Annotated in this window: 27 protein-coding genes and 1 tRNA gene; 16 read left to right on the top strand and 12 right to left on the bottom strand. The window is 57.4% G+C overall.

Features of this window, described 5'->3' with window-relative positions; all coding sequences use genetic code 11:
- Positions 1 to 11: 11 nt before the first annotated feature.
- The 3 genes from ACR0AD_RS02115 to nthA are packed head-to-tail and all read right to left on the bottom strand — an operon-like array spanning position 12 to position 1,626.
- Positions 12 to 341, bottom strand: a complete 330-nt coding sequence (locus ACR0AD_RS02115; protein WP_480486048.1) for a nitrile hydratase accessory protein — start codon at positions 339 to 341, stop codon at positions 12 to 14.
- Positions 338 to 1,015 carry a nitrile hydratase subunit beta gene (gene nthB / locus ACR0AD_RS02110; RefSeq protein WP_480486049.1) on the bottom strand — a complete coding sequence of 226 codons (678 nt, stop codon included), beginning with the start codon at positions 1,013 to 1,015 and terminating at the stop codon, positions 338 to 340. The genes ACR0AD_RS02115 and nthB overlap by 4 nt, the downstream gene beginning before the upstream one ends.
- A complete protein-coding gene (gene nthA, locus ACR0AD_RS02105; protein ID WP_480486051.1) occupies positions 1,012 to 1,626 on the bottom strand; it encodes a nitrile hydratase subunit alpha in 615 nt (204 codons plus the stop codon). Before nthA ends, nthB begins: the two co-directional genes overlap by 4 nt.
- A 150-nt stretch (positions 1,627 to 1,776) precedes the next feature.
- Here nthA and secG point away from each other — a divergent pair, with 150 nt between their 5' ends.
- The 11 genes from secG to ACR0AD_RS02050 all read left to right on the top strand — a co-directional run bounded on the left by secG (position 1,777) and on the right by ACR0AD_RS02050 (position 10,857).
- Positions 1,777 to 2,139 carry a preprotein translocase subunit SecG gene (gene secG / locus ACR0AD_RS02100; RefSeq protein WP_209504291.1) on the top strand — a complete coding sequence of 121 codons (363 nt, stop codon included), beginning with the start codon at positions 1,777 to 1,779 and terminating at the stop codon, positions 2,137 to 2,139.
- A gap of 160 nt (positions 2,140 to 2,299) precedes the next feature.
- Entirely contained in the window at positions 2,300 to 3,943 is a 1,644-nt protein-coding gene (locus tag ACR0AD_RS02095) for a CTP synthase (RefSeq protein ID WP_209595839.1), read from the top strand.
- Between the two features lie 112 nt (positions 3,944 to 4,055).
- Positions 4,056 to 4,538, top strand: coding sequence for a bacterioferritin (locus ACR0AD_RS02090; RefSeq protein ID WP_267365948.1), 483 nt, complete (start codon positions 4,056 to 4,058; stop codon positions 4,536 to 4,538).
- A 160-nt stretch (positions 4,539 to 4,698) separates the two neighbouring features.
- A complete protein-coding gene (locus tag ACR0AD_RS02085) occupies positions 4,699 to 5,469 on the top strand; it encodes an isocitrate lyase/PEP mutase family protein (protein WP_480481550.1) in 771 nt (256 codons plus the stop codon).
- 180 nt (positions 5,470 to 5,649) lie between these two features.
- The gene (locus ACR0AD_RS02080; RefSeq protein ID WP_209504295.1) at positions 5,650 to 6,099 is read left to right on the top strand and encodes a tellurite resistance TerB family protein; all 450 of its coding nucleotides are present in this window, start codon (positions 5,650 to 5,652) and stop codon (positions 6,097 to 6,099) included.
- A 20-nt stretch (positions 6,100 to 6,119) separates the two neighbouring features.
- On the top strand, positions 6,120 to 6,557 hold the full coding sequence (locus ACR0AD_RS02075; protein ID WP_209504296.1) for a tellurite resistance TerB family protein: 438 nt from the start codon (positions 6,120 to 6,122) through the stop codon (positions 6,555 to 6,557).
- On the top strand, positions 6,554 to 7,303 hold the full coding sequence (locus ACR0AD_RS02070; protein WP_480486053.1) for a phosphate/phosphite/phosphonate ABC transporter substrate-binding protein: 750 nt from the start codon (positions 6,554 to 6,556) through the stop codon (positions 7,301 to 7,303). Before ACR0AD_RS02075 ends, ACR0AD_RS02070 begins: the two co-directional genes overlap by 4 nt.
- 128 nt (positions 7,304 to 7,431) lie before the next feature.
- Positions 7,432 to 8,208: an ABC transporter ATP-binding protein gene (locus ACR0AD_RS02065; protein WP_267365283.1), complete on the top strand. Its 777-nt coding sequence runs from the start codon at positions 7,432 to 7,434 to the stop codon at positions 8,206 to 8,208.
- Positions 8,209 to 8,242: 34 nt separating this feature from the next.
- Complete coding sequence (locus ACR0AD_RS02060; protein ID WP_480481555.1) at positions 8,243 to 8,992, top strand: transporter substrate-binding domain-containing protein; 750 nt, start codon at positions 8,243 to 8,245, stop codon at positions 8,990 to 8,992.
- Between the two features lie 79 nt (positions 8,993 to 9,071).
- On the top strand, positions 9,072 to 9,959 hold the full coding sequence (locus tag ACR0AD_RS02055; RefSeq protein WP_480476942.1) for an ABC transporter permease: 888 nt from the start codon (positions 9,072 to 9,074) through the stop codon (positions 9,957 to 9,959).
- A 91-nt stretch (positions 9,960 to 10,050) separates the two neighbouring features.
- Positions 10,051 to 10,857 (top strand): ABC transporter permease, encoded by an 807-nt coding sequence (locus ACR0AD_RS02050; protein ID WP_209595834.1) that lies wholly within the window; start codon positions 10,051 to 10,053, stop codon positions 10,855 to 10,857.
- A 92-nt stretch (positions 10,858 to 10,949) separates the two neighbouring features.
- On the opposite strand, the gene ACR0AD_RS02045 is transcribed toward ACR0AD_RS02050, so the two are convergent.
- A tRNA-His gene (locus ACR0AD_RS02045) sits at positions 10,950 to 11,026 on the bottom strand.
- A gap of 48 nt (positions 11,027 to 11,074) precedes the next feature.
- On the bottom strand, positions 11,075 to 11,557 hold the full coding sequence (locus ACR0AD_RS02040) for a GNAT family N-acetyltransferase (protein WP_480486055.1): 483 nt from the start codon (positions 11,555 to 11,557) through the stop codon (positions 11,075 to 11,077).
- Positions 11,558 to 11,634: 77 nt separating this feature from the next.
- Here ACR0AD_RS02040 and ACR0AD_RS02035 point away from each other — a divergent pair, with 77 nt between their 5' ends.
- The gene (locus ACR0AD_RS02035) at positions 11,635 to 11,823 is read left to right on the top strand and encodes a DUF6324 family protein (protein WP_117869403.1); all 189 of its coding nucleotides are present in this window, start codon (positions 11,635 to 11,637) and stop codon (positions 11,821 to 11,823) included.
- A 4-nt stretch (positions 11,824 to 11,827) separates the two neighbouring features.
- Here the strand turns inward: ACR0AD_RS02035 and ACR0AD_RS02030 are convergent, their stop codons facing one another.
- Positions 11,828 to 12,259, bottom strand: coding sequence for an MmcB family DNA repair protein (locus tag ACR0AD_RS02030; protein ID WP_209504302.1), 432 nt, complete (start codon positions 12,257 to 12,259; stop codon positions 11,828 to 11,830).
- A 114-nt stretch (positions 12,260 to 12,373) separates the two neighbouring features.
- Here ACR0AD_RS02030 and ACR0AD_RS02025 point away from each other — a divergent pair, with 114 nt between their 5' ends.
- Both ACR0AD_RS02025 and ACR0AD_RS02020 read left to right on the top strand, forming a co-directional pair.
- Positions 12,374 to 12,694: an ArsR/SmtB family transcription factor gene (locus ACR0AD_RS02025; protein ID WP_480476940.1), complete on the top strand. Its 321-nt coding sequence runs from the start codon at positions 12,374 to 12,376 to the stop codon at positions 12,692 to 12,694.
- The gene (locus tag ACR0AD_RS02020; protein WP_267365293.1) at positions 12,691 to 13,116 is read left to right on the top strand and encodes an SRPBCC family protein; all 426 of its coding nucleotides are present in this window, start codon (positions 12,691 to 12,693) and stop codon (positions 13,114 to 13,116) included. The genes ACR0AD_RS02025 and ACR0AD_RS02020 overlap by 4 nt, the downstream gene beginning before the upstream one ends.
- Positions 13,117 to 13,503: 387 nt before the next feature.
- On the opposite strand, the gene ACR0AD_RS02015 is transcribed toward ACR0AD_RS02020, so the two are convergent.
- The 6 genes from ACR0AD_RS02015 to ACR0AD_RS01990 all read right to left on the bottom strand — a co-directional run bounded on the left by ACR0AD_RS02015 (position 13,504) and on the right by ACR0AD_RS01990 (position 18,147).
- Positions 13,504 to 14,607 carry an adenylate/guanylate cyclase domain-containing protein gene (locus ACR0AD_RS02015; protein ID WP_480486057.1) on the bottom strand — a complete coding sequence of 368 codons (1,104 nt, stop codon included), beginning with the start codon at positions 14,605 to 14,607 and terminating at the stop codon, positions 13,504 to 13,506.
- Positions 14,608 to 14,935: 328 nt separating this feature from the next.
- Entirely contained in the window at positions 14,936 to 15,241 is a 306-nt protein-coding gene (locus ACR0AD_RS02010) for a hypothetical protein (protein WP_480481563.1), read from the bottom strand.
- A gap of 59 nt (positions 15,242 to 15,300) precedes the next feature.
- Positions 15,301 to 15,783, bottom strand: coding sequence for a transcription antitermination factor NusB (gene nusB / locus ACR0AD_RS02005; RefSeq protein ID WP_480486059.1), 483 nt, complete (start codon positions 15,781 to 15,783; stop codon positions 15,301 to 15,303).
- Entirely contained in the window at positions 15,780 to 16,331 is a 552-nt protein-coding gene (locus tag ACR0AD_RS02000) for a 6,7-dimethyl-8-ribityllumazine synthase (RefSeq protein ID WP_209504307.1), read from the bottom strand. The genes nusB and ACR0AD_RS02000 overlap by 4 nt, the downstream gene beginning before the upstream one ends.
- 2 nt (positions 16,332 to 16,333) lie before the next feature.
- The gene (ribB, locus tag ACR0AD_RS01995; RefSeq protein WP_267365297.1) at positions 16,334 to 17,455 is read right to left on the bottom strand and encodes a 3,4-dihydroxy-2-butanone-4-phosphate synthase; all 1,122 of its coding nucleotides are present in this window, start codon (positions 17,453 to 17,455) and stop codon (positions 16,334 to 16,336) included.
- Positions 17,456 to 17,559: 104 nt separating this feature from the next.
- Complete coding sequence (locus ACR0AD_RS01990) at positions 17,560 to 18,147, bottom strand: riboflavin synthase (protein ID WP_480486061.1); 588 nt, start codon at positions 18,145 to 18,147, stop codon at positions 17,560 to 17,562.
- A gap of 141 nt (positions 18,148 to 18,288) precedes the next feature.
- Between ACR0AD_RS01990 and ACR0AD_RS01985 the strand changes: the two genes are divergently transcribed.
- Both ACR0AD_RS01985 and ACR0AD_RS01980 read left to right on the top strand, forming a co-directional pair.
- Positions 18,289 to 19,587, top strand: coding sequence for a capsule biosynthesis protein (locus tag ACR0AD_RS01985; RefSeq protein WP_480486063.1), 1,299 nt, complete (start codon positions 18,289 to 18,291; stop codon positions 19,585 to 19,587).
- Between the two features lie 80 nt (positions 19,588 to 19,667).
- A complete protein-coding gene (locus tag ACR0AD_RS01980; protein ID WP_480486065.1) occupies positions 19,668 to 20,801 on the top strand; it encodes a polysaccharide biosynthesis/export family protein in 1,134 nt (377 codons plus the stop codon).

Here is a 20,801-nt window from a genome sequence, read left to right as displayed (position 1 = left end):
CCCCTACCCTGTCATCGCAAGTGGACAGGTTGTCCGTGCGGAGTGGTCAGGTAAGCCTCTTCCCAGGCCTTACGCAGATCAAGCACATCCTTCGGCATGGCAGCGCCCTGTTCGGCCAGCAATGCTTCAAGCGTTTCCAGCCATGCGTGGAAGTAATCGTCACCGCCATCCAGTTCCCGGGCAAGCCCGTTGCGTTTCAATGTCGCTGAAAAACGCGCCGCCCAATCCGCCCATTCGAACCGCCCGGCCTCGTTCAGCGCGACTGTGACGGCAAAGACCTGAGCGTGCCAGGGCTCAGCAAAAACCGGCTCGGGGGCTCCGTATGTGATACAGTCGTTCATGCCGGTTGCAGGTAGCTTTGCCAGAGGTCCAGAACCACCTGGTCAGCGGGATGTTCGGGGGCGGCCCAGAGTTCTGATGCCGCAAAAGCCACTGCATAAATCGGCTCTGGCGCCTCACCCAACCCATGCGCATTGGAATCGGGCAGAACATGGGTTCCGTGCAGGCGCAGGATTCGGCCCCTGGCACCGGATGCATAGACAGGCAGGCGCGTGTGACCTCCATCCACGAGGCGATTTGCCGCCGGTTGGACCGTGACAACCTCTTGCCCCACAGAATACAGCGCCGCGACATTGGAAGGCCTGTCCGCAGGCCCGCCTTTGGCCAGCGCAGCGGACACCGCTTCCGCCTTGAGTGCTCTGTCCGCCAAGGGATGCGGGTTGTCGCCGCTCACGCCACGCAGATCATCCAATGTCAGAACACCCTTTTCGACCAGCAGATCGGCCAGACCGGATATCCATTTCTCATAATAGGAAAACCGGGCGTAATCCTTCGGGGACAGGCGTTCTCGCGCGTGGCGCGAAACGTCGATGTTCCACTGCCCCAGAAAACCGGATGCAAGTGTCACCGCAAGAGCGCGGGCGTGCCAGTCTTCGGCAAAGACCGGCGCATCCTCTGTCTCGGGGTTTATCGGACCGTCACCGAAACGTCCTCCCATATCGTGAACGCGGGTCATGCGGGCACCCTTGGAAGGCCCGTGCCAATCATGCTGTCGCGCGTCACAAGCGCGGCAAGCCCCTCTTCGTTCATCCCCTCTGTGCCTACAGGGCGCATGGGCAAGACAAGGTAGCGAATTTCGGCCGTCGAATCCCAAACCCGTACAGAGGTGTCTTGGGACAAGGTGACGCCGAACTCGGCCAGCACCTTACGCGGTTCTCGCACCGCGCGGGCTCGGTAGGCGTCGGACTTGTACCATCCGGGCGGGATACCCAGCAGTGGCCAAGGGTAACAGCTGCACAGGGTGCAGACGACCATGTTGTGCCGATCCGGTGTGTTCTCAACCACCACCATATGTTCGCCCTGGCGGCCATAGTAGCCAAGGTCGGCTACGACCGGAGTGGCGTCTTCAAGCAGGGCAGCTTTGAAGGCAGGGTCGCTCCAGGCTTTGGCAACTACGCGCGCACCGTTTTGCGGCCCGATCCTGTTCTGATAGGTGTCGATGATCTCGTCCAGAGCCGCCGGATCGATCAGCCCTTTGCGAGTCAGAATCGTCTCAAGCGCTTTGACGCGCAATGCGGGTTCGGGTGGCAACAGGGCATGCGGGTGGTCGTGATCGTCATGTGGCATGGCCGCAGCCTGCGTCACAACTCAACGCACTGTCCAGTCCCTTTGACGTGATGGGATACATCAAGGAAGTTGATGCCAACTCCTGACTTGCCCCCGCTGGCAAACTTGCATAAGTACCACGCGATACACGCCACGCTGTACAGGACCACCATGGAAAACGTCGTTCTCATCATCCATCTTCTTCTGGCTCTGGGCCTGATCGCCGTTGTCCTGATGCAGCGGTCTGAAGGCGGTGGCCTTGGCATGGGCGGTGGCGGTGGTGCGATGACCGGTCGCGCGGCAGCGACGGCTTTGGGCAAGCTGACCTGGATACTTGCAGCGTGTTTCATCGTCACCTCGATCACACTGACCATTCTTGCGGCTCAGAAATCTTCGGGCAGCTCGGTAATCGACCGTCTGGGCGTTCCGGCACCGGCTTCGACCGAGGAAAGCGCTCCGGCTATTCCGTCGGTTGATGATCTTCTGCCGCCGGCACAGGACGACAACGCGCCGCTGATCCCGCAGGCGGATTGATCCACAAAACCTAGAAACCTGAGAGAGGACTGCAACAGCATCTTGCGGTTCTCTTGCGCTTTTGGCGCGAATCCTTTATACGTGAAGTCCCGTGATGCAGCGGTTTTTCGGAACCGCCGGGCAGCTGATTTTGACGTCTCACGGGAGCAGCCGAAAAACTATGGCACGTTTTATTTTCATCACCGGTGGTGTGGTTTCGTCCTTGGGCAAAGGGCTGGCTTCGGCAGCTTTGGGCGCTTTGTTGCAAGCCCGCGGTTATTCGGTGCGTCTGCGCAAGCTGGACCCCTATCTGAACGTCGATCCCGGTACGATGTCGCCCTTTGAGCATGGCGAAGTGTTTGTCACCGATGATGGTGCCGAGACCGATCTGGACCTTGGCCACTACGAACGGTTCACCGGAGTCGCCGCGCGCAAGACCGACTCGGTCAGTTCCGGGCGGATCTATTCGAACGTGCTCGAGAAAGAACGCCGTGGCGATTACCTTGGCAAGACCATTCAGGTGATCCCGCACGTCACAAATGAGATCAAGGATTTCATCGCCATCGGCGAGGATGAGGTTGATTTCATGCTGTGTGAGATTGGCGGCACTGTGGGCGATATCGAAGGCCTGCCCTTCTTTGAAGCCATCCGTCAGTTCAGTCAGGACAAACCGCGCGGCCAGTGTATCTTTATGCATCTGACGTTGCTGCCCTACATCAAAGCGTCGGGTGAGTTGAAAACCAAGCCGACCCAGCACTCGGTGAAAGAACTGCGTTCGATCGGTCTGGCCCCCGATATTCTGGTCTGCCGGTCCGAAGGGCCGATCCCGACCAAGGAACGGGAAAAACTGGCCCTGTTCTGCAACGTGCGTCCGGACAGCGTGATCGCAGCGCAGGACCTGTCGACCATCTACGACGCCCCGCTGGCCTATCACCGCGAGGGGCTGGATCAGGCCGTTCTTGATGCCTTCCAGATCAGCCCCGCCCCCAAGCCCGATCTGGCCAAATGGGAAGATGTGAGCGACCGCATCCACAACGCCGAAGGCGAAGTGAAAGTGGCCATTGTCGGCAAATATACGCAGCTTGAGGACGCCTATAAGTCGATTGCCGAGGCGCTGACCCATGGCGGTATGGCCAACCGCGTGAAGGTCAAGATCGAGTGGGTGGATGCCGAGGTTTTCGATACCGAAGACGCGGCCCCGTATCTGGAAGGCTTCCACGCCATCCTCGTCCCCGGTGGGTTTGGCGAGCGTGGCACCGAAGGCAAGATCAAGGCGGCGCAATATGCGCGCGAGCACAAGGTTCCCTATCTGGGCATTTGTCTCGGCATGCAGATGGCGGTGATCGAGGCTGCGCGGAACGCTGCGGGTATTACCGAAGCCGGGTCCGAGGAATTCGACCATGAGGCCGGGAAGAAACGGTTTGAACCGGTGGTCTATCACCTCAAGGAGTGGGTACAGGGCAACCACAAGGTCGAGCGCAAGGTCGGCGACGACAAAGGCGGCACAATGCGCCTTGGGGCTTACAACGCAGTATTGGCGGATGGATCCAAAGTGGCCGAGGTTTATGGCGGCACGCAGATCGAGGAACGACACCGCCACCGCTATGAGGTGGACATCAAGTATCGCGACAAGCTTGAAAAAGCGGGCCTGAAGTTTTCGGGCATGTCGCCGGACGGACGTCTGCCTGAAATCGTGGAATGGGCGGATCATCCGTGGTTCATCGGCGTTCAGTACCACCCGGAACTGAAGTCCAAGCCGTTTGACCCGCATCCGCTGTTTCGCGAATTTGTGCGGGCCGCGAAAGACACTTCGCGGCTGGTCTAATCTCTGACTGTGTCGGACTGTCACCCCACGTTGTTTCGTGGGGGCTGACCTCTTAACTGTGTGGAGAGGCAGGTTTTCTGCTTTTGCATTTCACGGTTTCAGGAGATTTCCGATGAGCAACGCAACAACGATCACCAACCTTCAGCAAGCGCTTCATATGGAGCTTACTGCCGCGCACCAATACCAGTTGCACGCGCACGTACTGGACGACTGGGGCCTTGATATTCTGGCCGAGAAAATGCGGGGCGAGATGCAGGAAGAACTGGTGCATTCTGACGCCTTTATCGAACGTATCCTGTTTCTGGGTGGAACCCCCGAGCTTGCGTTTCAGAAAAGCCCGGCCGCAGCGGGCACGCTGGAAGAGATGTTCGCCTCTGATCTCAAAGACGAGAGTGAGGCCGTCGACTTCTACACCAATGCAGCGCAACAGGCGGCCGAAGTTGGTGATGTTGGTTCGCGTACACTGTTCGAACGCATCCTGATGGAAGAAGAAGGTCATAAAGCCTGGCTGGAGACACAGCTGAGCCTTCTGCAACGTCTGGGCGAATCTGCGTTTAGCGCGAAATTCGTCTCTGGCGCTGCGGGCGACGCCTGAGACCTTGGTTTCAAACCGGTGGATGTCACAGGTGCTTTGCGAAGCTGACGCAATCTGTGCCTGTGCCGTCACCTTAAATTGACCTGGCTGGGTGCAAAAACTCTGGCCGGGTCATTTTCTCAGCGTTAGCTGTAGGATACGTGACAACAGGAGAGTTCCGATGACCAGCCAGTCCCAGAAAGCCGTGACCTTTACCAGCCTTCACAAGAAGGGCGATCCTGTCATTCTGTTCAATATCTGGGACGCTGGCAGCGCTGGCGCCGTTCGGGACGCTGGTGCCCAGGCCATCGCGACCGGCAGTGCCCCTGTTGCCATGGCGCAGGGCTATGGCGACGGGCAGAACATTCCACTTGAGGCCGCGTTGGACAATGTACGCCGCATCGTTGCGGCGATTGATTTGCCGGTAACACTGGATTTCGAGGGGGCTTATGCCGAAGACCCGCAAGGGATCGCGCAAAACGTTCGGCGCGCACTTGACTGCGGTGTTGTCGGGTTCAACTTTGAAGACCAGATCATCGGTGGTGACGGTCTCTACGATATCGCCACTCAGGCCAAACGCGTTGAAGCGATGTGCGACGCTTGCGCGCGCGCAAGCATTCCCGGCTATGTCAATGCGCGCACAGATATCTTCCTGAAGGCCGCAGCGGACACCCATGACGACACGATGCTGGATGAGGCCATTGCCCGTGCCAATGCCTATGCTGACGCAGGCGCCAGCGGATTCTTTGCCCCCGGGCTAAAGAACGAAGCCCTGATCGCCCGGCTTTGCGAATCCACCACGTTGCCGGTCAATATCATCGCTCTGCCCGGCACGCCGGATACGGCCACTCTGGCAAAGCTCGGGGTCGCGCGGATCAGCTACGGCCCGGTCCCCTATCGCCAGATGCTGGCCTGGTTGCAGAACGCAACCAAAGAGGCGCTGACCTGGTAAACGCAGGCCTTTGTTTCTTAAGGACAAATTGAAACTCATGGATATTGGGCAATGATTGATTGTTGGCCGGTGTGTACCCGGTGCCGCGCAGCTCTGGTTCAGCGCGGGACACACGCAATACTATAGCAAGACCGGCATTTCGTGCTTGGCCGATCACGACCTGTCGTCTAGGTGTTTGTTATGTTGAAAAGGTTCTTTAAGGCGCTCAGACCGCCTCATCATGAACAATTGCCGGACCCGGATGCAGAACTTGCTCTGGGTGCTCTGATGGTGCGCGTCGCGCAGGCAGATCGCGATTATAAGCTGGAAGAGATCAGTCTGATCGACAAGATACTGGCTCGTCTTTACCAGCATAACGCGATTGAGGCGGCCAAGGTTCGGGCCACCTGCGAAAAGCTCCATGCTGCGGCACCGGAAACTGATACGTTCGGCAAACTGATCCGGGAAACCACGGACCTAAAAGAGCGGCTGGCAGCCCTTGACGCGTTGTGGGAAATCGTTCTGGCAGATGGCAGTTCGGACGAGGGCGAGATAAAGATCGTCGAAGAAGCCCGCATTGCCATGGGCCTGAGCTATAATGACAGTCAGGCAGCGCGCGAGCGCGTCCAAAGCCGCTTGGATGTGAGTTAAGCGCCCGCTATATCTTACCCATGTTCAGCGACTTTCTTTCCAGGCTCACACAGCCCAAGCCCGACCCGCTTGTCGAAGATGATGCCCGCCTGGCCCTGACGGCCCTGCTGGTGCGTCTGGCACGATCTGACAACGATTATTCTGATTCTGAGATGGCGCGCATCGACCGCATCTCGGCTGAACGATACGGTTTGTCCCCGTTCGAAAGCGCGGCTTTGCGCGCCCGTGCCGAAGATCTTGAGGCCGAGGCCCCCGACACGGTCCGTTTTACCCGTGCCATCAAAGAAGCTGTCGCTTATGAAAACCGGCTGGCGGTGGTTCAGGCGCTGTGGTCGGTGGCCCTGGCTGATGGCCACCGTACAGGTGAGGAGGACTCGCTGCTGCGTCTGGTTGTCAGCCTGCTGGGGGTCAGCGACGTGGATTCGGCTTTGGCCCGGCAAAAGGCCGCTAAATCTTGATAGCCATGCTTGGCATGTATGACATGCCCGAGGTTCAGGCCGCCAATGATCGGTTCTGGGGGTTGATTCGTGCGCATTTGGGATACGGGCCGGAACAGCTGACCCGAGACGCCGATGTTTGGCAGGTCTGGCTTGATCCCGAACTGGTGCTGGCGCAGACCTGTGGAATGCCCTATCGCACACGCTTGCATGGTCGGGTTCAACTGGTGGGCACCCCGGATTACGGCTTGCCCGGTTGTCCTGCCGGGCATTATTGCTCGGTCTTTGTGGCGCGGCGCGACGACAACCGCACGCTAGCGGGCATGACTAACGGTATCTTCGCGTATAACGAAGCGCTGTCTCAATCCGGCTGGGCAGCACCGATCACGCATCTATCCCGGGAGAACCTGAATCCTGCGTCGTTGTTGGAAACAGGCGGTCACGCGCTGTCAGCGCAGGCGGTCTCGGACGGGAAGGCAGATTTCGCCGCGCTGGATGCATTGACCTGGATGATGTTGCAGGAACATACCGATCTGGGCAAAAGCCTGCGCGAATTGGCAAAAACCTCTCCTACACCAACCCTGCCCTATATTACTGGACCCGACCAAAACGCGGATCTGGTCGCAGACGCAGTTCGAACCGCAATAGTCGGCCTTGCCGAACACGACCGCAAAACGCTGCATATTCAGGGGCTGATCGACATCCCGGCGGAGGAGTACCTGTCCGTACCGACCCCGCCACCGCCATGCGCACAGCGGATAATCTGATGACCAAATTGTCCGGTGCATTTGGTCATTTTGGCTGTTTCCGACCCTGAATTTGCGAATTGCGCATTGCATTGAGCAAATTTTTCGGCCCTATTACCGCACCAACACCACAAACTACTGGACTGCCCGTGACAGAAATCGCTCCCGTCATCGAAATCAAAAACCTTCACAAAAGCTTCGGCAATCTGGAAGTGTTGAAGGGGGTGGATATCACAGCACATGGCGGCGACGTGGTCTCGCTGATCGGGTCATCGGGGTCAGGAAAATCAACTTTGCTGCGCTGCTGCAATCTGCTGGAAGACAGCCAGCAGGGTGAAATCCTGTTCAAAGGCGAGCCTGTCAAATGGTCGGGCGATAGCCATGGGCGTCGCCCCGCGGACCCCAAGCAGGTTCTGCGCATCCGCACCAACCTGTCGATGGTGTTTCAGCAGTTCAATCTGTGGGCGCATATGACCATCCTGCAAAATGTGATGGAAGCCCCCGTGACCGTTCTGGGCCGCGACAAGGCCGAAGTGGAAGACAGCGCGCGCAAATACCTTGAGAAAGTTGGGATTGGCGACAAATGCGACGCATATCCGGCGCAATTGTCCGGCGGTCAGCAACAGCGTGCCGCGATCGCGCGGGGGCTGTGCATGGAACCGCAGGCGCTGTTGTTCGACGAACCGACCTCGGCGCTGGATCCCGAACTGGAACAGGAAGTGATCAAGGTGATCAAGGATCTGGCCGCAGAAGGGCGCACCATGATCATCGTGACCCATGACATGAAAATGGCGGCAGATATCTCGAGCCACGTGGTATTTCTTCATCAGGGCCTGATCGAGGAAGAAGGTTTGCCCGAAGATATCTTTACGTCACCCGAATCCGAACGGCTTCGGGGCTTTCTCTCCGCTACTCAAGCGGCTTAACTTCAAGAACAGAACCAAAACTGGGGAGTAACCAATGAAAAACCTGATTCTGTCCACTGCAGCCCTGGCGCTGACTGCTGGTATCGCGATGGCCGACACGGTCCGCATGGGCACCGAGGGCGCCTACCCTCCGTACAACTTCATCAACGATGCAGGTGAAATCGACGGGTTCGAGCGTGAAGTCGGCGACGAGCTGTGCAAACGCGCTAACCTGGAGTGTGAATGGGTCAAGAACGACTGGGATTCGATCATTCCGAACCTGGTCTCGGGCAACTACGACACCATCATCGCCGGTATGTCGATCACTGCCGAACGTGATGAGGTCATCGACTTTACCCAAGACTATTACCCGCCGACCGCGTCGGCCTATGTCGCGACCTCTGACTCGGCAGACGTAACCGGTGGTGTCGTTGCTGCGCAAACCGCCACGATCCAGGCAGGCCACGTTGCCGAATCCGGTGCAACCCTGGTTGAATTCGCGACCCCGGAAGAAACCATTGCAGCCGTCCGTAACGGCGAAGCCGATGCCGTTCTGGCCGACCGCGACTATCTGGTGCCGTTGGTCGAGGAATCGGGCGGTGAGCTGGTCTTTATCGGCGATCCGGTTCCGCTGGGCGGCGGCGTCGGCATGGGCCTGCGTGAAAGCGACGGTGAACTGCGCGGCAAGTTCGACGAAGCCATCACTTCGATGAAAGCTGACGGCACGCTGAACGAGATGCTGATCAAGTGGTTCGGTGAAGGCACCGCCACATACGGTTCTGACGGTTCGGTCGTCACCAACTAAGACCTGACCAATCCCGGTCCGGTGCTTTGGCGCCGGGCCGCTTCCGGCCTAGCCGGAACAGACGTTGGAAAGACGCCATATGTTCTCGTACTGCGCTGATCCTGACACGCTGGGCACGTTCCGCTGGTTTTCATGCTACCTGACCAATGGCGTCCACTGGTCGTTCTACCTGTCTTTCATCAAGGTTTTGGCCTTGCTGGCTGTGACCGCGCCCGTCGCTCTTGGCTTCGGGTTTGCAGGTGCCATGGCGGCGCGCTCGCATTTCCCCCCGCTCAGCTGGCTGGGCAAAGGGTATATCGCGATTGTGCGCGGCGTGCCCGACATTGCGTTTTTCCTGTTCTTCGTCATAGCGTTGGATCAGGCGTTTGAGTGGACGCGGCATAAGATATTGTGCCCGGACTGGACCGACCCAATCCGCCAGGGCAATGACTTCCTCGTTTGTCAGGCCGCCAAGCTGCCACTCGGAACCGCGCCTGAATGGGTGCATGAAACCTATGGGTTTTTCCTTGCGGTCATCACCTTCTCTATCGTTTTTGGTGCTTTTGCGGCCAATGTCCTGTTCGGCGGAATGCGCGCCGTACCACATGCGCAACTGGAAACGGCCGAAGCTTATGGCATGAATCGCCGCCAGACCTTCTGGCGTATCCTTGTGCCTCAGATGTGGGTTTACGCGCTGCCCGGCCTGTCCAATCTTTGGATGGTGCTGATCAAGGCGACACCCCTGCTCTTCCTGCTGGGCGTCGAAGATATCGTGTATTGGGCGCGCGAACTGGGCGGCACCAAAACCTCGAAATTCACGCAATACCCGCATGGCGACTGGCGCATGTGGTATTTCCTGTTCCTGCTGATCTTCTACCTTGGCATGACCCGTTTCTCGGAACTTGGGCTTGAAAAACTGATGCGGCGATTGTCCCACGGACAGGCCACTTCCGGCGGAGAGCTTCTGCGCAAGGAGACCACGGCATGATGATCCGCGTTCCAGACCGCAACCGGGTGCCGCACGCGATTGCACAGCAATCTCTTTCGCGCCCGCAATCTCCTTTCCAAGGAGCCCGATCATGAGCTGCATCCAGACCATTCAGGATTACGGCCTGCGGTCGCTTGGCTTTGGCGAACGCCTGCTGCCCAAGACCGATTTCACCCTGTGCGAACAGTTCACCCTGATCGGCTCGGGCATGATCTGGAACATCTATTTCGGCGTCATGGCGCTGGCGACCGGGTTCTTTCTGGCCACCGCGCTGGCCGTCGGCAAAGCCTCGACCAACAAATGGCTGCGCAAACCTGCCGAATGGTTCATCTTTCTGTTCCGGGGCTCGCCTCTCTTTATCCAGTTCTTCTTTGCTTATTTCTTCTTCCTGTCGCTGAAGAAAACATATCCGATGTTCGACGCTTTCACCTCGGCCTGGCTGGGGGCGCTGATCGTGCTGTTCCTGAACACTGCCGCTTATTCGGGTGAGATTTTTTACGGTGCCCTGCGCTCGATCCCCAAGGGAGATATCGAAGCGGCAGATGCCTATGGCATGTCCGGCTGGTCGCGGTTTCGGCGGATCGTCTGGCCCACCATGCTGCGTCTGGCCTGGCCGGCCTATACGAACGAGGCGATCTTTCTGTTCCATGCCACCACGCTGGTCTTCTTCTCGGCCTTTCCGGCCTGGCAACAACGTGGCGACGCGCTCTACTACGCCAGCTATTTCGCGGACAAAACGTTCAACCCGTTCATCCCCTATCCAATTCTGGCCTTCTATTTCATCTTGCTGACATTGGTGATTGTCGGGGGATTTGGCCTGATCAACAAACGCCTGAACCGCCACCTCCCCACCGCCAAACGGGCAAAAATGCGGTTCAAACTGAACCTGGCGCGCTAAAAGACGGCGCGCCGCAAATTCCGGCGTTCAAGCCTACACTACGCTTGTAATACGCTTGGTGATGCGAGCACGGACAGTCGATTTGGGGGGAATGGTACCGCCTCCCTGGCTTGAACAGGGGACCTCTGGATCCACAATCCAGCGCTCTAACCAACTGAGCTAAGGCGGCACTTTGTGAGGGGCGATGTACCGAACGCGCCGGGGGAATGCAAGAGGATTAAAGCCTAATTCTCCAGCTTTGTTCGACAAGATCGACGCCAAAGGAATGCACCGGTTTGCTGTCGATCAGTTCCCAGCCAAACGCCCTGTAAAGCGCGCAGGCAGCCGTATGACTTTCATGGGTCCACAAAACCATTTCCCGATATCCAGCCTCGCGTGCGAAGTCTGTACAGGTCTGTAACAGCCGTTTCCCCAACCCAAGTCCGCGCGCTTCGGGGACAAGCAGGAAGAGGCGCAGTTTGGCGGTTGTCTGGTCAACACGCACGCAGAAGATGCTACCCAATCTTTGCCCAGCCCGTTCAGCAATCCAGCCTTTTTCAAAGGACGGGTCATTGTTGGCAATGAACTCCTCAAGGATGCGCGCAACCAATGGGGCAAAGCTGTCATCAAATCCTTCGTCGCGCGCATAGAGTAACCCGTGCTGTCCAACCAGCCACGCGGCATCATCGGGGCGAAACGTTCTGAGAACCACATTTTCCATGTCTTATCTGACCGCAAAGGTGACTTGATTCTCAACCCCGTGCGCGCTAGCACGAATGCTCAGTCTCGGAGGCATAGATGGGCATCAATACCGAACGCGATATTCAGGCCAACCTGCAAATCGGTCCGACCGATCAGGGGATGGTACGCTTGTTCATCGAAGCCGACGGCATCGAGATTCCGATGGATTTCGACCCCGAGGAAGCCGAAGAAATCGCCGATGAGATCCGCGCCGCGATACAGGCCGCCCTCGCCGTCAAAGGCTGAGCTTTTACAAGCGCGGATCGCGCAGCGCATGCAGACGGCGTGCTGCATCTGTTGCAAATTTCTGGATCATCTTCTTGCGCCGCGCCGGGGCAAGCTTGTCCTCGGGCGCCATGCGCACGATCTCGGCATCATAGGCGTCAGCAATGATCAAGCCCGTTTCATCAGGTAACAGATCGGTCGGAAACTCGGTATCCACGGCCCAGAAGAATCGATCACACCATTCCAAATAGCCCTGCCATTTGGCATCCGATTGATAATCGGCACGGCTGGATTTGCATTCGATCACCCAAATCTCACCTTTGGGACCCAGCCCCATCACATCGACACGCAAACCACGTGCCGGAACGAATTCTTCAACAGAAACAAAACCATGCGCGGCAAGGTGGCGTGCGACGCCACGCGCCAGTTTCTGTCCGGGCTGCAAATCTAACAACATACCCCAAATGTGAACAATTGGTGAACAAAAGTAAAGTACTGCATCGCGCTTGACATGGTACCATTTGGTATCGCATTAATATGATACCAAATGGTATCTGTTCTGGGGTTGCTTATGGATAACCGAACTCAAAACGCGTTCCGTGCGCTGGCCGATCCCACACGTAGGGACATTGTACAATTGCTCTCGTCTCAGGACATGACCATCGGGCAGTTGACAGACCGGTTCGACATGACCCGGGCCGCGGTCAAAAAGCATCTGACCGTGCTATCCGACGGCGGCTTGATCACCGTTGAAACCCGTGGCCGCGAACGCATTAACCGACTTGAACCACAAGGCATGGCCCCCGTTCTGGACTGGCTCAGATATTTTGACCAATTCTGGGACGATCGCCTCAACTCTCTCAAGGAAGCTGTTGAAAGGAAATCGAAATGACCGATGCAGTTCTGAAGAAATCGATCTTTCTGAGGGCCGAGCCGGAAACGGTTTGGGCTTATCTTACAGACCCGGATCGCCTGGCGGAATGGTTCCACAAACCGAAACATCCTCTGACCGCGGGTCAAAAGCTGGAGATGTTTGGCACAACAAGCGGCGACCTGTTGATCTGGGGTGAGGTTCGCGTTGCCAACCCTCCAAAATATCTGGAATACACGTTCACCGTAAAACCGATGGGCGACGCGGTGAGCGTCGTCAAGTGGACCCTGGAACCCGTCGCAGGCGGGACGCGCCTTGACCTGCGGCATGAAGGCCTGCCGCAGGGGGCCGATGCCTTTGGCCTGATCCTGGCGCTGGACAAGGGTTGGGACGAGCACTTTGGCAAGATGCGCACGGCATTGCACGAAACTGTTGATGCCTGACCCCTTGTGCGAACCCGTCAGACGCCCTACTTAAGCGCGTGGCGGGTTCTGCCCTTCTTGTGACAGGTAGCATTCTGGTGGCCTTAAGCAATTCCGAGGGGGCTGGCTCTGTTCAGGTCCTGGCCTGATTACCTGGCGCCCACCTGTATATACAGGTCCTCGGGAATCAAACCACACGGTTGTTTGGTGGTCCCGCCACATTGCTGAATTGGCTCAGAGCACCACCAACGTCGGTCTTTACACGCCTGGATGCCATGCAGATCAAATTAATCCGCTCTGATAGCCCAATTCTTCCAAAAGCAATGCTGACTTAGTGTACCAGCCTTCCTGTTGAAACATAGCACCCATTCCCTGGCCCCAAGAATATTCATGCAAACTGGTTCAAGGCTATCCTTCGATGAGAGAAAACAATTCGATTGGATTAGCAAGGCCACGAACTTCGTGAACCCCACAAGGCAAAAACAGATCAGGTGAGGTCCCAGCAATCGCTGATGTTACCAGCACTCTGTGACCGATAGACTTGGTTAGACCTTCTATGCGACTGGCAACGTTCACTGCGCCCCCGAGAACCGTGAAATCAAGCCTTCCCGGACTGCCGATATTGCCATAGCTGACTTGCCCAACATTGATCCCGATTCCTACATCCAAAGACGACTTATTAGCCTCAACGCGGCGACTGTTGAGCGTCGTCAAACCGGCCAATACACTTTGTGCGGCTTGCGCAGCCTTTCGGCATCGGTCGGCGTGGTCAACCTGAGTTGCGATGGTGAAGATCGAGAGAATACCGTCACCCATAAACTTGAGAACATCGCCGCCGTTCTCTTCTACGGATTGCACAACCAGATCAAAGTAACCGCTCAGCGCGTCAAAAACATCCACCTCGGGAGCGGCTTCCGAAAGAGCCGTGAAACCTCGCAAATCAGAAAACATGACAACTGCATCAACTGTCGTTCGTTCGCCCCGCTTGATCCGCCCATTCCAAACCGCATCAGAGGGCCCATCACCAAGATATGTTCGTAGCAGCCCCTTGGCTGACTTGCGCATTGTGACGGGTTCCAAGGCGGACGATAGAGCAGGCAGAGCTTCCTCAATCAATTCCAGATGTTGCGGTGAAAAACCGTCTGGGTCCTGTGTAACAAATGTACAGCCGTGCAGAGATCCATCACCATAATACAAAAGGGTGGCATAGTAGTCTGTGCCACCCGACTCAGCGAATTCAAGATACGATGAATGCTCGGTCCTTGGATCAAGTTGTCGCAGACTTTTATGAAGTGGCTTTCTGTGCTCCAGAATGTACTCAAATGAGCTGCCAACATACCCGTCTGTCGACATCGTTTCATGAGTTACGTCGTAGCTGTCGGTCCGGTCAGGGGTCCAGACTATCCCCCATGCAATAAGTAACGGATTGGCGAACCGCTGACCAATATTGACTCGCCAGAGTGGAACGCCTTCGTCAACTAATGACGAGCAGAAATGAGAAACTACTTTCACGGGGTCGCCTGAGCGGCGTCCTTCGGTAATCATCCAGTCGGTTAATTGTGGTACGGAGGCCATGTTGTCAAACTAGTCGCTTGGACAAGATGATCAAAGTCCCTTCCTATTAGCAGGTTATTCAAAGCGCTATATTGAAGGAATATGTTCAGACCAAGGCCCCAGATACGCCATTCTGAATATCCGCGATAGGCTGAAATCAACCGCATACAAACGTGACAGCGGCTGCATCTGCTTTGAAGCTGCAACAGTCAATGTCGGCGCAACCATCTCACGATATGCCAGAGAACCCATAAGAGGCTTGGTGTGATAAAGCCTGGCATCAAAATTAGCGTGAAACACTCGCCTCTTGCTTGATCGCAACTGGTTTCAAATCATCTAAAACCGGTGTTCCCCGGCGCGGGCCTTGCGGCTTTTCTGCCATGCTCATGATCTTGTAGGCGAACTGGACACCGGCAAAGACAATGCCGTTCATGAACCAGATCATCACCAAAGCGATAAGACCGATTTCCGAACTGGTTATCAGATGGCGCAGGTTTGCGACATTCAGCGCCAACAGGACGCCGACAAACACAGCCGAAATGACAAAGCCCCAGGCAACTTGCGTGATATAAAGGCGGATCAGTTTGGGCATGGCGAACCTCTTTGCGCTATGACATTCAAGTTAGCGCATATCTGGTTTTCGTAAAGGCGTCAGAATGCCTCGGGCTGTGCCTCGCGGGCCATATGATCCAGCACAGCATTGACGAATTTCGGCTCTTTGCCTTCCGGGAAAAACGCACGCGCAACGTCAACAAATTCAGTGATGACAACCTTTGGCGGCGTGTCGCTTTGGGTCAGCTCTGCCCCAGCCGCACGGAACAGCGCCCGCAAGGTCGGGTCAATCCGAGCGATCGGCCATTTGGCGACCAGCGCACGGTCCGTCATCTGGTCGATGGCCGCCTGATAGTTCACCGCATTGTCGACCAACGAGCGGAAGACACTGATATCACCGTCCAACATTTCCTCACCCTCATAGACAGCGCCAAAACGGTGATCCAGAAACTCATTCACGACAGCTTCGGTCGTTTGCCCGGACTGTTCCATCTGGAACAGCGCCTGCACGGCATAAAGCCGGGCGGCGGATTTCATCAGGCGTTTCTGGCTGGCCGGTTTCGGCGCGTCTGTCTTGGTCATGCTGTCGAGGGTCCGTTGCTGTCGCCCGCCACGAGGATGGACTCGGACGGCGGTTTGAAACCAACGCCCTTTTTGGAAGAGCCCCACTTACGGCTGAGCGCGATCAGATGCAAGGCCGCAGCAGCAGCCCCACCCCCTTTATTCATCTTTTTCGGGTTCGCGCGGACTTCGGCCTGCGCGTCGTTTTCCACAGTCAGAATGCCATTGCCGATGCACAGGCCCTGCAGGCCCATCAACTGGATGGCCCGGCTGGAGTCATTGCAAACGGTTTCGTAATGCGTGGTCTCGCCGCGAATGACGCAGCCCAGCGCGACGTAGCCATCAAAGTTGCACTGACGGTCGGCCATTGCGATGGCGGTCGGGATTTCCAGCGCGCCGGGCACCTCGACCACTTCGCAGGTTCCGCCCGCGGCTTCGATTTCGGCCTTCGCGCCCGTGATCAGGTTATCGGCAATCGCACGATAAAACGGCGCCGCCACGATCAGCAGCTTGACCGGCTTGTCAAATGTCGGTGTCGGCAGAACGCCATGTTCGTCTTGAGCAGCCATGATCAGTCTTCCTTCAAAATCGAACGGGTACCGACGATGGACAGGCCAAACGCGTCAAGCCCCAGATATACGGTTTCTGGCGAGTCGGTCAGCAGAACCAGTTCCTGAATTCCCATCTTGGACAGGATCTGGGCCCCCAGACCGGTTTGTTTAATGGTGCGCGGCCCTTCGTCACCCGTCGCATATAGCGAGTTGCGCGGTTGACGGAACAGGCAGACCACGCCCCGTCCTTCTTCAGCAATCTTTTCCATGGCGCGCGGCAGTTCGCGCGATGATTTCGGACCAAGACCCAGAATATCGGGGGCCTCGTGCAGAGCATGGGTGCGGGTCAACACCGGTTCGGGTGTGGTGATGTCGCCCTTGATCATGACCACGTGTTCGATGCCATGGGTCTGATCGGTGAACAGCCGCATTTCCCACTCGCCGCCATATTCTGACGTCACCATCTGACGCGAGGTTTCAACCACCAGATTGTCGTTGCGCGACCGGTAGGCAATCAGGTCACTGATCGTGCCGATCTTCATGTTGTGCTCTTGCGCAAACTCAACCAGATCGGGCAGACGCGCCATGGTGCCGTCGGGTTTCATGATCTCGCAGATCACGCCCGAGGGGTTCAGGCCGGCCAGACGCGAGATATCAACGGCAGCCTCGGTATGACCGGCACGCACCAGCACCCCACCCCGCTTGGCGCGCAAGGGGAAGACGTGGCCCGGTGTCGCGATATGGGCCATCGTGTTCTGCTCGTTGATCGCAGTTGCCACGGTCAGCGCACGGTCGGCGGCAGAGATCCCGGTGCTGACCCCTTCGCGCGCCTCGATGGACACGGTGAATGCGGTTTCGTGCCGGGATGAGTTGTTCACCGCCATCATCGGCAGCCCAAGTGCTTCGACCCGTTCTGCCGTCATCGGCAGGCAGATCAGGCCACGGCCATGGGTGGCCATAAAGTTAATGGCCTCGGCATCGGCGAACTCGGCAGCAATCACCAGATCGCCCTCGTTTTCGCGATCCTCGTGGTCGACCAGGATATACATCCGGCCCGCACGCGCCTCTTCAATAATGTCTTCGATCGGGCTGATCGCGTCGCGCAGCCGGGCCTCGACCGGGCCGGGTGTCTCAAAGCTCATTGGGCAGCCTTTCGCATGGCATGTTTGAACGGCGGAATAGACCACTGAGGGCACAAAGACCAGTCCACAAACGGCGCAGGTCTGTTCCGACGCGACGTATCCTATCAGGACATTTCGGCCAGACGCGCCACATAACGGGCCAGCGTATCGATCTCAAGATTGACCCTGTCACCGACCTGCACGTCACCCCAAGTGGTGACCTCTTTGGTGTGTGGAATGAAGTTGATGCCAAAATCGCAGTCTGTCACGTCATTGACCGTCAGGGATGTGCCGTTCAGTGCCACCGACCCTTTGGGCGCGATGAACCGTGCAAGATCCTTTGGCGCGCGCAAGGTGACGCGGGTGCTGTCGCCGTCTTCCTTGATCGCGATCACCTCGGCTACGCCATCCACATGGCCCGAAACGATGTGACCGCCCAGTTCGTCACCAACCTTCAGGGCGCGTTCCAGATTGACACGCTTGCCGACAGCCCAGGTGTCGAGATTGGTTTTCGAAACGGTTTCCGCGCTGATCTGGACGTCATACCAATCGTCGCCCAACGCGATCACGGTCAGGCACACACCGTCACTGGCAATCGAGGCCCCGATATCGATGCCCGCAGTGTCATAGGTGGTCCTGATCCGCGCACGCAGGTCTCCCTGCTGCTCCAGCTCGGCGACGGTGCCCATGTCGGTGACGATCCCTGTAAACATTCCGTTAACCCTCAGTTCCTAACCTGTGCCTGACTTTCACCGTCGAGGTAAGGCCAACGGGCCGCGCGGGCAAGCCCTGCCTTGCCGTACACCCACCAAACGGGCATAGTTTTGGCAACAACAACAATACGAGCAGTTCGGATGCCGCACCCGCCTTCAAGGTCTCATGATCGGGTCTTCCTGTTCCTTCAGGGCCCGCACGGACCTTTTTTCCCGGCCTTGGGGCGTATGTTGCGCGCCACGGGGGCTCGGGTCTGGCGGGTTGGGTTCAATGCAGGCGATCAGGCGTTCTGGTTTGACAAGGCAAGTTACATCCCGTTTCAGGACAAACCGGAAAACTGGCCCGCAACACTGTCCTCTTTGATCGCTGAAAAAGCTGTTACGGATATTGTTCTTTATGGCGACACCAGACCCATCCATGCGCGTGCGGTCGAAATCGCGCGGTCGTGCGGAGTTACCGTACATGTATTCGAGGAAGGGTATCTGCGCCCCTGGTGGGTGACTTATGAGCGGGACGGATCAAATGGAAACTCCCGGCTGATGTCGCTGGACGTTCAGCAAATGCGCCAGGCCTTGGCCTTGTCCGACCGAAAGGCGCCGCCGCCCCCGTCGCATTGGGGAGACATGCGGCACCATATCTTCTATGGCGCCCTTTATCATTGGTTCGTGATGGCCCTGAACAGTCGCTACCGCAACTTTCAACCGCACAGGGAATTACCTGTCTCTCAAGAATTCAGATTGTACCTCAAGCGACTGTTTTTGATGCCTTTTCATCGCCTTCAACGAAGTGTGGCAACGGCGCGGGTCAGATGGGGCGGATACCCCTACCACCTCGTTCTGTTGCAGCTTGGGCATGACAGCTCGGTGCAGGCTCATTCCAGCTTTTCGGGCATGTGTGAATTTCTTGAGCTGGCAATCGAAGGATTTGCGCAAGGCGCGCCCGCCCATCACAGGCTGGTGGTAAAGGAACACCCCCTGGAAAACCATCGCGAACCGTTGCGACGCCGGGCTCGCGAGATTGCCAGAAAACACGGCATCAGCGACCGGGTTCATTATGTGCCGGGCGGCAAACTGGCCAGATTGCTGGATGAGGCGAATTCGGCCGTCACCGTGAATTCCACCGCCGGACAGCAGGTCCTGTGGCGGGGCATTCCATTGCGCATTTTCGGGCGTTCGGTTTATGACAAACCCGATTTCGTCTCGCAGCAGCCGATCGCAGCGTTTTTCGCCGATCCCCGCCACCCGGATGCCGAAGCCTATCGCTGTTATCGGCAATTTCTTCTGGAAACCAGTCAGGTACCCGGCGGGTTCTATTCAAGACGAGGCCGCCGTCAGCTGCTGCGCCGCGCCGTGGATATGCTTTTGGACACCAACGATCCTTACCAATCGGTCCTGAATACGAACGAGGCGCGAACGACACAGTTGAAAGTTGTCGAATGAAACGGGTGGTGTGTGACTGGAAGTTAAGCAACTTACCAGCTAATCTGCACGCAACTACAAAAGACTGAGGATATCGGGCGGTGAAAGTCTCTCCTAGGCGATGGATGCGGGGTGTGTCCCTTGTGGCTGCAATTGGTCTGCTTGCTGCGTGCCAGCTGCCAAAAGCCGGACCGAACAAATCCGAAATTCTGGCCGGTTCAGTTCAAAACGGGGGCAACGCATATGTCGTTGAAGTTGACGACAATATCACACGCGCGACGTCCGCCATTCCTCAGTATGGCTTTTCGTCCTCCTTCAGCAGTGCCCAGACATTGACCGCAGATACCGTCCGCCCTGGTGACGTGCTGGGGCTGACCATCTGGGAAAACGTCGACGATGGCTTGCTGTCCGGCGAAACCGGTCTTGCGACCGCGTTGAACGAGGTTCAGGTCGATAGTGACGGATTTATCTTTGTCCCCTATGCAGGCCGGATTCGGGCGGCGGGAAACACGCCGGAACAGCTGCGCGTACTGATCACAGACAAGCTTCAGGAACAAACGCCGGACCCGCAGGTCGAAGTGCGGCGCGTCGCGGGTGACGGGTCCACCGTCTCGCTGACGGGCACGGTCGCCGCACCGGGCATTTATCCGATTGAACGGCCAACCCGATCGCTGCTTGGTATGTTGTCCCAGGCGGGCGGGGTCTCGGTCGCGTCGGACATCGCGCTGGTGACCCTGATCCGGGGCGATCAGAAGGGTACCGTTTGGTACGAGGACCTGTTCCGCAACCCCAAGCTGGACGTCGCCCTGCGCGGTGGCGACCGCATTCTGGTGGAAGAGGACAGCAGATCGTATATCGCCCTTGGCGCAACCGGGGGCCAGTCGCGCGTGGCATTTGAAAGCCAGAATCTGTCGGCACTGGAAGCCTTGGCGCAGGTCGGTGGTCTGCTGACGCTTTCCTCGGATCCAACGGGAATATTCATTCTGCGCAAGGAACGTCAAGATGTCGCCCGCAGTATCACCGGACGCGCCGACCTCAAAGGGGATCAGCGCATGATCTACCTGCTGAACCTGACAGCCCCCAACGGCCTGTTCATTGCACGCGATTTCGTGATCCGGGATGATGATACAATCTACGTGACCGAAGCGCCCTATGCGCAGTGGAGCAAGTCGATCTCACTTATCGCTGGCGGTCTGACGCCCGTTGCAAACGTTGCCACGCTAACCGGCAATTGA

The organism is Ruegeria sp. BH8 (assembly GCF_056538065.1).
Note: the sequence above shows the minus strand (reverse complement) of the source record. Positions and strands in the feature narration are given on the sequence as shown.